This window comes from Amycolatopsis sp. Hca4, from assembly GCF_013364075.1.
In the GTDB taxonomy this organism is placed as follows: Bacteria; Actinomycetota; Actinomycetes; order Mycobacteriales; family Pseudonocardiaceae; genus Amycolatopsis.
The window spans coordinates 3,516,129-3,526,739 of the sequence record NZ_CP054925.1; the positions used below are offsets into that span (position 1 = coordinate 3,516,129).

The 10,611-nt window shown below is 73.8% G+C and carries 3 protein-coding genes; 1 reads left to right on the plus strand and 2 read right to left on the minus strand.

Annotation, left to right across the window (positions count from 1 at the left end; genetic code table 11):
- The first annotated feature begins 16 nt into the window (after positions 1 to 16).
- Positions 17 to 400 (plus strand): helix-turn-helix domain-containing protein, encoded by a 384-nt coding sequence (locus tag HUT10_RS15555; protein WP_176171869.1) that lies wholly within the window; start codon positions 17 to 19, stop codon positions 398 to 400.
- A gap of 3 nt (positions 401 to 403) precedes the next feature.
- Here HUT10_RS15555 and HUT10_RS15560 read toward each other — a convergent pair whose 3' ends face one another.
- Positions 404 to 1,972: a carbohydrate-binding protein gene (locus HUT10_RS15560; RefSeq protein WP_176171870.1), complete on the minus strand. Its 1,569-nt coding sequence runs from the start codon at positions 1,970 to 1,972 to the stop codon at positions 404 to 406.
- 110 nt (positions 1,973 to 2,082) lie between these two features.
- Positions 2,083 to 10,596 (minus strand): type I polyketide synthase, encoded by an 8,514-nt coding sequence (locus tag HUT10_RS15565; protein ID WP_176171871.1) that lies wholly within the window; start codon positions 10,594 to 10,596, stop codon positions 2,083 to 2,085.
- Positions 10,597 to 10,611: the final 15 nt, after the last annotated feature.

Here is a 10,611-nt window from a genome sequence, read left to right on the forward strand (position 1 = left end):
TACCTAGAGGAAAGTAATGGCCGAAGACGTGAAAGTGACCGAGACCACACCCGAGTTGGCCTGCCCGATCGCCCCGGTCGTCGACATCGTCTTCAGCCGGTGGACGACGCCGATCCTGTGGGCGCTCAACGAATTCGGGCGCCAGCGGTTCGTCGAACTCGAGCGCCGCATCACCACGATCACCCCGAAGGTGCTCACCCAGCGGCTGCGGCAGCTGGAGCGGGACGGCCTGATCACCCGCACCTACCACGCCGAGGTCCCGCCACGCGTCGAGTACGAGATCAGCGAGCTCGGCCGCAGCCTCGGCCCGCTGTTCGCGTCGCTCTCCGAGTGGTCGGGCAACCTCGGCAAGGTCGAAGCGGCCCGGCGGAGCTACGACGAACGCAACTCCGCCAGGTAACGGCTACGGCGCAACGTCCAGGTAGTCCAGGTTGGCCGGCCCGTCGGCCGTCGTCGCGGTCACGCGGACGGTGTGCGAGCCCGACGGCAGCGACAGCGACCTGGCCACCGTGCTCCACGTCGTCCAGGCGCCGGTCCCCGGGAAGGGCACGCCCGCCGCGACCACCGTGCCGTCCACCGCGATGTCCACCGGACGCGCCGCCGTGGTGCCGTTCGCGTAACCGAACGTCAGCGTCGACGCCGGGCCTGTGACCTGCCATTCCACGTAGCTGCCGACGGTGTTCGCGCCGTTCGCGAAGCCGGTCCCGGAGAAGCCCGCGTGGTTGGAGTCGATCGTCCCGCCCGCCGAAACCGTGGCTGACTCGGCTTCGTAGCGCGTCGCGCCACCGGCGCGCGACACCCGGTACAGCACGGTCGCGTGGGAGGGCACCGACGCGCTGATCGTCCCCGAGGTGCTCCGCACAGCCTTGCTCCACAAGTCCTTCAGCGTGTACGAGGACGCGCTGCCGATCCCGGTCGCGGACGCGGTCGTGCTGATCGTCGCCGTCGCGGCCGTCTCGTTGGACAGGGCCACCGCGCGGTCGCCGTTGGCCAGCACCTTGCTGTACACGACCAGGCCGCCGCTCGCGCTCAGCACCGTCGCCTGCTTGCCCAGCGGGTCCTGGTCGAGGGCGATGACGTCAGTGTTCTTGAGGATCGCGAAGTTGTCGTCGGACACCTTGCGCAGGTCGCTGCCGATCAGCAGCGGGGCGGCCATCATCGCCCACAGGCTGAAGTGCGTGCGGTACTCCGCCGCGGTCATGCCGCCGTTGCCGACCTCCAGCATGTCGGGGTCGTTCCAGTGGCCGGGGCCGGCGTACTGCGCGAGGCCGCGGTTGGTCTGCGCCTTCGAGATCATGCTCGACCACTTGTCGGAGATGTCACCGGTGGTGCGCCACAGGTTCCCGACCGGCTCGGCCCAGGTCCACGGCTTGTTCTGGCCCCATTCGCAGATTGAGTACGCGATCGGGCGGCCGGACTTCGCGAGGGCGTCCCGCATCGCCTTGTACCGCTGCTGCGCGTCGACACCCTGGTTGTTGCAGTTGTCGTACTTCAGGTAGTCGACGCCCCAGGAGGCGAACAGGTTCGCGTCCTGCTGCTCGTGCCCCAGCGCGCCGGGAAAACCCGCGGTGTTGCAGGTCTTCGTGCCGGCGCTGGTGTAGATGCCGAACTTCAGGCCTTTCCCGTGCACGTAGTCGGCGAGCGACTTGATGCCGCCCGGAAACCGCGCCGGGTCCGGCACCAGGTTCCCCGCCGAGTTGCGGGACGGCAGCGCCCAGCAGTCGTCGATGTTGACGTACGTGTAGCCGGCGTCCTTGAGGCCTTTGCTGACGAAGGTGTCCGCGATGCCCTTGATCATCGCCTCGTTGAACTCGGCGCGGCACTGCGTCGAGTTCCAGTTGTTGAAGCCCATCGGCGGCGTGCGCAGCAGGCCGTTTTCGAGGGCCGACGCCGTGGGCGCACCCAGGACGAGACCGCTGGCCGCGATCGCGAAGGCGGCCGCCGCGCTCGCGGTGCGCCGGAGTGAGGACATGCGTGCTCCCGGAGGTGAGGTGGAGGACCTCCGGTTAGTAAAAGTTCCTTCCAATCAGGCCGTCAAGGTCTGCTGCACGAAACATCAGATATGACGTCGGATCATCCCGGTCACCGGCACGGCGCGGGCAGTTCCTCCACCAGCCACGTGTGGAGCCGCCGGGCCGCGTCCGCGACGTCCGCCCCCGCTTCCAGGGTGAGGGCCGGCACCCGCGGCTCGGTGACCGCGGCGCCGAACAGCCGCAGGTAGGCGCCGACGGCCGTCAGCTCGGCGTCGGGCACGGTCTCGGACAGCTCGTCGAACTCCACCCCCGCCGGGCCGGCCAGGACCACGCCGGTCGCGCCCGCGGCGTCCGCCACCGCGGCGGCGAGCAGCGCGCCCGAGCCGGAGCCGAGCACGACGAACGGCTCGCCGTCCGCCTGGTCGCGGATCGCTGCGGCCGCCGTCGTGACCAGGGTGTCCAGGTCTGCGGGCGCGGGCGCCTCGCCGTCGAAGCCCGGGGCGGGCACCAGCCACGTCTCGCGGACGCCGTCGAAGCGCGCGGTGACGTCCTCGCACCACCGGGTCGAGCCGGTCAGCGTGCCGAACGCGAACAGCAGCGGCCGGGCCGCGCCCGTCGTCGCGCGCCGGAGCCGGGGCGTCCACGGTGACGCGGGGAGGAACTGCGCGGCGGTGCTCAGGAACGTCCGGAACTCGGCCGTGCGGCCGGTTTCCCTCGCCGTCCGGAGCAGGGTGCCCAGCGAGCCACCGGGATCGGCCGCGGGCAGGGGGACGTCGGCGAGCAGGTGCGCGGCCAGCTCCGCGACCGTCGGGTAGTCCCAGACCAGCGCGGCGGGCAGGTCGAGGCCGGTCGCCGCGCTGATCCGGTTGCGCAGCTCGACGACACCGAGGGAGGTGAACCCGAGGTCGGCGAACGCGGACTCCGGCTCGACCGCGTCGGCGGACGGGTGCCCGAGCGTCGCCGCGACCTCCGCCCGGACCCAGTCGAGCAGCCACGCCGGGCGGTCGGCGGCCGGCAGGGCGGCCAGCCGTCCGGTGATCGGCTCGGCCTCCGGCGCCTCGGCCGCCTCGGGGACCACCGTCTCCGGCAGGACCAGGTCCAGCCAGTAGCGGGTCCGCTGGAAGGCGTAGGTGGGCAGGTCGACGCGGCGGGCGCCGGGGAAGAACGCCGTCCAGCCGACGTCCACCCCGCGGACGTGCAGCGTGCTCAACGCCGAGAGCAGTGCGCTCTCTTCGGAGCGGTCGCGCCGCAACGCCGGGACGGCGACGCCGTCTTCGCCCAGGGTTTCCCTGGCCATCGCGCTGAGCACGCCGTCCGGGCCCAGCTCCAGGAACGTCGTGACGCCCTCGGTTTCGAGGGTCCGCACGGCGTCGGCGAACCGGACGGTCTCCCGCACGTGCCGTACCCAGTACTCCGCGGTGAACGGCTCAGCGAGAGCACCGCTCACATTCGAGAGCACCGGAAGCTCCGCCGGGTGGTAGGTCAGCGACTCCGCGACCGCGCGGAACTCCGCCAGCATCGGGTCCATCAACGGCGAATGGAACGCGTGGCTCACCGAGAGCCGTTTCGTCTTCGGGAAGCGAGCCGCGATCGCCAGCACCGCGGCCTCCTCGCCCGAGATGACCACCGACGCCGGGCCGTTCACGGCGGCGATCGAGACGCCTTCGGTCAGCTCGATCGCCGACTCCGGCGCGGCGATCGACACCATCGCCCCACCGGCGGGCAGGGCCTGCATCAGCGACGCCCGGGCCGAGACCAGCCGGCACGCGTCTTCGAGGGACAGCACCCCGGCCACGTGGGCCGCGGAGATCTCGCCGATCGAATGCCCGGCCACGAAGTCCGGGCGCACGCCGAACGACTCGACGAGCCGGTACAACGCGACCTCGACGGCGAACAACGCGGGCTGGGTGAATTCGGTCCGGTCGAGCAGCTCGGCGTCGGCGAGGGCCTCGCGCAGCTTCGGGTCGAAGTGCGCGAGCACCGAGTCGAAAGCGGCGGCGAAGGCCGGGAACCGCTCGGACAGCGAACGCCCCATGCCCACGCGCTGCGCACCCTGGCCGGTGAACAGCACCGCGAGCCGGCCGGGCCGTTCGCGGCCGGTCACCACGGTGGCCGCGGACCGGCCGTCCGCCAGCGCGGCCAGCCCGGCGGACAGCTCTTCGGCCGTGGTGCCGTGGACCACGGCCCGGTGCGCGAACCGGCTCCGCGACGAAACCAGCGACCACCCGACGTCGGCGGGGTGCTCGGTGACGTCCAGCAGCCGGGCGGCCTGCGCCCGCAACGCCGCTTCGCTGCGACCGGACAGCACCCACGGCAGCAAACCGGTTTCCCCGCGGGGAGCCACGACCGGAGCCAGCGAAGGCGCTTCTTCGAGGATCGCGTGCGCGTTCGTCCCGCTGACGCCGAACGACGACACCCCGGCCCGGCGCGGCCGGTCGGCCACCCAGTCACGCGACTCGGTCAGCAGCTCCACCGCACCGGCCGACCAGTCCACATGGGACGACGGCGCGTCGACGTGCAGGGTCGCGGGCAGCACGCCGTGCCGCATCGCCATGATCATCTTGATCACGCCGGCCACCCCGGCGGCCGCCTGCGTGTGCCCGATGTTGGACTTCAGCGAGCCCAGCCACAGTGGACTCACCCGGCCCTGGCCGTAGGTCGCCAGGATGGCCTGTGCCTCGATCGGGTCGCCCAGCGTGGTGCCGGTGCCGTGCCCTTCGACGACGTCCACTTCGGACGGCTCCAGCCCGGCTCCGGCCAGCGCGGCGCGGATCACGCGTTGCTGCGAGGGGCCGTTCGGGGCGGTCAGGCCGTTGGACGCGCCGTCGGAATTGACCGCCGTGCCGCGGACCACGGCGAGCACCGGGTGCCCGAGCCGCCGGGCGTCGGAAAGCCGTTCCACGGCCAGGATCCCGGCGCCTTCGCCCCAGCCGGTGCCGTCGGCCGCGTCGGCGAAGGACTTGCACCGGCCGTCGGCGGCGAGGCCGCGCTGGCGGCTGAAGTCGATGAACACGCCCGGCGTCGAAAGCACGGTCACCCCGCCGGCCAGGGCGAGGTCGCACTCCCCCTGCCGCAGCGCCTGGCACGCCAGGTGCAGGGCGACCAGCGACGACGAACACGCCGTGTCCACCGTGATCGCCGGCCCTTCCAGGCCGAACGCGTAGGCGATCCGGCCGGACACCACGCTGGCCGAGCTGCCGGTGCCGAGGAAGCCCTCGACCCCTTCGGGCACGGCGAGCGGCCGGGACGCGTAGTCGGAGTACATCACGCCGGTGAAGACGCCGGTCCGGCTGCCGCGCAGCGAGTCCGGGTCGATGCCGGCGCGTTCCAGTGCCTCCCAGGAGGTCTCCAGCAGCAGCCGCTGCTGCGGGTCCATGGCGAGCGCCTCGCGGGGCGAGATGCCGAAGAAGCCCGCGTCGAAGTCGGCGGCGTCGTGGAGGAACGCGCCTTCCTTGGCGTAGCTGGTGCCCGGGTGGTCCGGGTCGGGGTCGTAGAGGGCGTCGAGGTCCCAGCCTCGGTCGTCGGGCAGGCCGGCGACCGCGTCACGGCCCGCGGCGACGAGGTCCCACAGGTCTTCCGGGCTCCGGACGCCGCCGGGGTAGCGGCAGCCGATGCCGACGACGACGATCGGGTCGCCGGAGACCCGGCGCTGCGGCACCGCCACCGAAGCCGTCTCCCCGGACACCCGCTCGAGCACGTGCCGCGTGAGCGCCTGCGGGGTCGGGTGGTCGAAGACGAGCGTCGCGGGCAGCCGCAGGCCGGTCTCGGCGGCGAGCCGGTTGCGCAGCTCCACCGCGGTCAGCGAGTCGAAGCCGAGTTCCTTGAACGCGCGCGCCGGGTCGACGGCGGCGCCGGACGCGTACCCGAGCACGCCCGCGACGAGCCCGCGGACGAGGTCGAGCACCTGCCGGACGCGGTCGTCCGCCCCCAATCCGGCCAGCCGCTGCGCGAACGACGAAGTCGCGACCGCCGCCGTGGCCTGCCGCCGGGCCGGGGGCAGCAGGCCGTGCAGCAGCGCGGGTGTCACCGGACGGCGCCGGAGCGCCGCGAGTTCGAGCCGGACGGGCGCGAGCACCGCCCGGTCCGCGGCGACGGCCCGGTCGAACAACGCCAGGCCGAGCTCGGTGTCCAGGGGTGTCATGCCCGCGCCGGCCATCCGCTGCCGGTCGCCGTCGGCCAGGTGGCCGGTCATCGAGCTGGCTTCGGCCCACAGCCCCCAGGCCAGCGAAACGGCGGGCAGCCCCTGGGCGCGGCGGTGCTGGGCGAGCGCGTCGAGGAACGCGTTCGCGGCGGCGTAGTTGGCCTGGCCCGCGCCGCCCATGGTGGCGGCGAAGGAGGAGAACAGGACGAACGCGGAGAGGTCCGAGGTCAGTTCGTGCAGGGCGAGTGCCGCTTCGGCCTTGGGCCGCAGGACCGCGTCGAGGCGCTCCGGGGTGAGGGATTCGACGACGCCGTCGTCCAGCACGCCGGCCGCGTGGACGACCGCGGACACGCGGCGCCCGGCCAGTACCGCCGCCAGCTGCGCGCGGTCGGCGACGTCGCAGGCGACCGCGGTCGCGGTGGCGCCCAGCCCGGCGAGTTCGCCGGCGAGCTGCGCGGGTTCGCGGCGGGACAGCAGCAGGAGCCGCCGGACGCCGTGGTGGGTGACCAGGTGCCGGGCGATCAGGCCGCCGAGCAGGCCGGACGCGCCGGTGATCAGCACTTCGCCGTCGCCCCAGTCCGGTGCTCCGTCCGAAGTGGACGCCCGGGCCAGCCGCGGGGCCCGCCACTTACCGGCGCGCCGGGCCAGCTGGGGTTCGCCGAGCGGCAGTTCCGCCGGGACCTCGTCGGCGTCGACGAGCACGAACCGGCCGGGGTTCTCGGCCTGGGCCGAGCGCACCAGGCCGGTCACGGCCGCGGCGGCGAGGTCGGTGACGTCTTCGCCGTCGGCCGAGACCGCGCCGGTGGTGTGCAGGACCAGGAGCCCGTCGGCGGCGAGCCCGTCCTGGAGCCGTGCGAGGACCGCCGCGGTCACCTCCCGGACCGGGCCGCCGGGGACGCGGAACACCTCGAACTCGCCGGTCACTTCGGTGCCGGTGACCTCGGGCCAGGTGACCTCGAAGAGCGCGTCGGGCTGCGTCGTTTTCGCGGGCGTGCGCAGCGAAAGGGACCGCACCGCACCGACCGGGGCGCCGGTTTCGTCGGCGAGGGTCAGCGCGACCGCGTCCCCGGGCCCCGGCGTGAGGACGACCCGCAGCACGGTGGCACCGGACGCGGTCAGGGAGACGCCGCTCCAGGCGAACGGCAGTTTCGGCCCGTCTGCGGCCGCGGAGGGCGCCCCGAGCCCGGCCGCGTGCAGGGCCGCGTCCAGCAACGCCGGGTGCAGCCCGAACCGGCTCGCGTCGGCCCGCTGCGGCTCGGGCAGCTCGACCTCGGCGAACACGTCGGTGCCGCGGGTCCACACCGCACGCAGCCCGCGGAAGGCCGGGCCGTAGTCGACGCCGGTGGCCGCCATGGCCGGGTAGAAGCCGTCGAGCTCGACCGGCGTGGCATCGGCGGGCGGCCAGGCGTCGACCCGCTCGACGGTGGGAGCGGCCTCGGTCAGCAGGCCGGTGGCGTGCCGGGTCCACGGGGTGAACTCGTCCGGGCGGGAGTGGATCGCGAGTTCGCCGTCCTCCCCCACCGAGACCTGGACGTGCACGCCGCCCTGCGCGGGCAGGACCAGCGGCGCTTCCAGGGTCAGCTCGTCCAGGGCGGGCCGGCCGGCCTGGTCGCCGGCGCGCAGCGCCAGCTCGACGAACGCCGTACCCGGGAACAGCACCTCCCCGCCGACGCGGTGGTCGGCCAGCCACGGCAGGCTGTACAGCGAAAGCTTGCCGGTGAGGACCGTGCCGCCGGAGCCGGCCAGTGCCACGACCGCGCCGAGCAGCGGGTGCCCGGCCGGGGCCAGGCCGAGACCGGCGGCGTCGCCGGCCGAGACCAGCCGCGGCCAGTAGCGCTCGTGCTGGAAGGCGTACGTCGGCAGGCCGGTGCGGCGGGCGCCGGGGAACGCGTCGTCCCACCGGACGTCGACACCGGTGACCCAGGCTTCGGCCAGGGACGTGTGGAACCGGGCGAGGCTGCCTTCCCCACGGCGCAGCGAGCCGAGCGCGGTCACGTCGTCGCCGCCGATCGCCATGGTCAGCACGGGGTGCGGCGAGGCTTCGACGAACGTGCGGAAGCCCTGGCCGGTCAGCGCGGCCACGGCGGTGTCGAGCCGGACCGCGCGGCGGAGGTTGGTGTACCAGTACTCGGCGTCCAGCTCGGGACCGTCGAGCCAGGCGCCGGTGACCGTGGAGAAGAACCCGGTCGTGGCCCGGCCCGGCCGGACCGGGGCCAGGACCTCGAGGAGGCGTTCGCGGATCCGTTCCACCTGCGGCGAGTGCGAGGCGTAGTCCACCGGGACCCGCTTCGCGCGGACGTCGGTGCAGGACGCGACCAGTTCGTCGAGGGCGTCCGGCGTCCCGGAGACGACCACGGCGGCCGGGCCGTTGATCGCGGCGATCGACAGCCGCTCGCCCCACGGCGCGATCCGGGCCGCCACCGCGTCGGCGCCCTCGGCGATCGACACCATGCCACCCTGCCCGGCCAGCGCGAGGATCGCCTGGCTGCGCAACGCCACCACCCGGGCACCGTCCTCGAGGGACAGCGCGCCGGACACGACGGCGGCGGCGATCTCGCCCTGCGAGTGCCCGACGACCGCGGCGGGCTCGACACCGTACGAGCGCCACAGCTCGGCGAGCGAGACCATCACGGCGAACAGCGCGGGCTGCACGACGTCGACCCGCTCCAGCTGCGCGGCGTCGCGGATGACGTCGGTCAGCTTCCAGTCCACGAAGGACGACAGCGCTTCGGCGCATTCGGCCATCCGCGCGGCGAAGACCGGCGACTCGGCGAGCAGGTCCACGGCCATCCCGGCCCACTGCGAACCCTGGCCGGGGAACACCATCGCGACCTTGCCCGCGGCGGCCGTCCCCTTGACGACGGTGGGGGCCGGGACGTCCCCGGCCAGCGCGGCGAGCCCGGCCGACAGCCCGTCGCGATCGCCGATCACCACCGCGCGGTGGTCGAACGCGGACCGCGTCGTCGCCAGGGACAGCCCGACGTCCCCGGACGGTGCCTCGACACCGGCGAGCGCGGCGGCCTGGGCCCGCAGGGCTTCCGGCGACCGGGCCGACAGCACCCAGGGCACGACCCGGCCGGGTTCGTCGGGGCCGGTGGCGGGCCGGTCCTCGGCCGGCGCTTCCTCCAGGATGGTGTGCACGTTGGTGCCGCTCATGCCGAACGCCGACACCGCCGCCCGGCGCGGCCGGTCCGACGGCCACGCCCGGCGCTCGGTGAGCAGCTCGACCGCCCCCGCCGACCAGTCCACCTGGGACGAGGGCCGGTCGACGTGCAGGGTCGGCGGCAGCACGCCGTGCCGCATCGCGAGGACCATCTTGATCACCCCGGCCACCCCGGCCGCCGCCTGGGTGTGCCCGAGGTTGGACTTCACCGAGCCCAGCCACAGCGGCGTTTCCCGCTCCTGGCCGTAGGTCGCCAGCAGCGCCTGGGCCTCGATCGGGTCGCCCAGCGTGGTGCCGGTGCCGTGCGCCTCGACGACGTCGACGTCCGAAGTGGACAGACCGGCGTCGGCCAGCGCGGCGCGGATCACCCGCTGCTGCGAAGGACCGTTCGGAGCCGTCAGGCCGTTGGACGCGCCGTCGGAGTTCACCGCCGAACCGCGCACCACCGCCAGGACCCGGTGGCCGTTGCGGCGGGCGTCCGCCAGCCGTTCGACGACGACCATGCCGCTGCCCTCGCCCCACGAGGTGCCGTCGGCGGCTTCGGCGAACGCCTTGCAGCGGCCGTCCGGGGCCAGCCCGCGCAGCCGGCTGAACGCGATGAACGAGCCCGGCGTCGGCAGCACGGTGACGCCGCCGGCGAGGGCGAGGTCGCACTCCCCCTGCCGCAGCGCCTGCACCGCCAGGTGCAACGCGACCAGCGACGACGAGCACGCCGTGTCGACGGTGAGCGTCGGGCCCTCGAAACCGAACGCGTAGGCAACGCGTCCGGAAAGGACACTCGCCGCGTTGCTCGTCGCGAGGTGCCCTTCCAGCGCCTCGGCGGAGCTGAGCATGAGGGTGCCGTAGTCCTGGCCGTTGGAGCCGACGAAGACACCGGTCCGGCTGCCCTTCAGCGACGGCGGCCGGATGCCCGCGTCTTCCAGTGCTTCCCACGACGTCTCCAGCAGCAGCCGCTGCTGCGGGTCCATGGCCAGTGCTTCACGCGGGGAGATACCGAAGAACCCGGCGTCGAAGTCCGCGACCCCGTCGAGGAAGCCGCCTTCGCGCACGTACGACGTCCCGGGGGCTTCGGGGTCGGGGTCGTACAGCGACCCGAGTTCCCAGCCGCGGTCCTCGGGGAAGCCGGAGATCGCGTCCCGGCCGCCCTCGACCAGGTCCCACAGCTGCGCCGGGGTGCGGACCCCGCCCGGGAACCGGCAGCCGAGGCCGACGATCGCGACCGGCTCGGTCGCCTGCGCCTCCTGGAGCCGGCGGCGGGTGTCCTGCAGATCGGCCGTGACCCGCTTGAGGAAGTAGCGGAGCTTTTCCTCGTTGTCCATCGTCTTCTCACTCCG

Excerpts from the sequence above, each read along its gene's own strand:
- HUT10_RS15555 (WP_176171869.1), top strand. The coding sequence starts at position 17 with ATGGCCGAAGACGTGAAAGTGACCGAGACCACACCCGAGTTGGCCTGC.
- HUT10_RS15560 (WP_176171870.1), bottom strand. The coding sequence starts at position 1,972 with ATGTCCTCACTCCGGCGCACCGCGAGCGCGGCGGCCGCCTTCGCGATC.
- HUT10_RS15565 (WP_176171871.1), bottom strand. The coding sequence starts at position 10,596 with ATGGACAACGAGGAAAAGCTCCGCTACTTCCTCAAGCGGGTCACGGCC.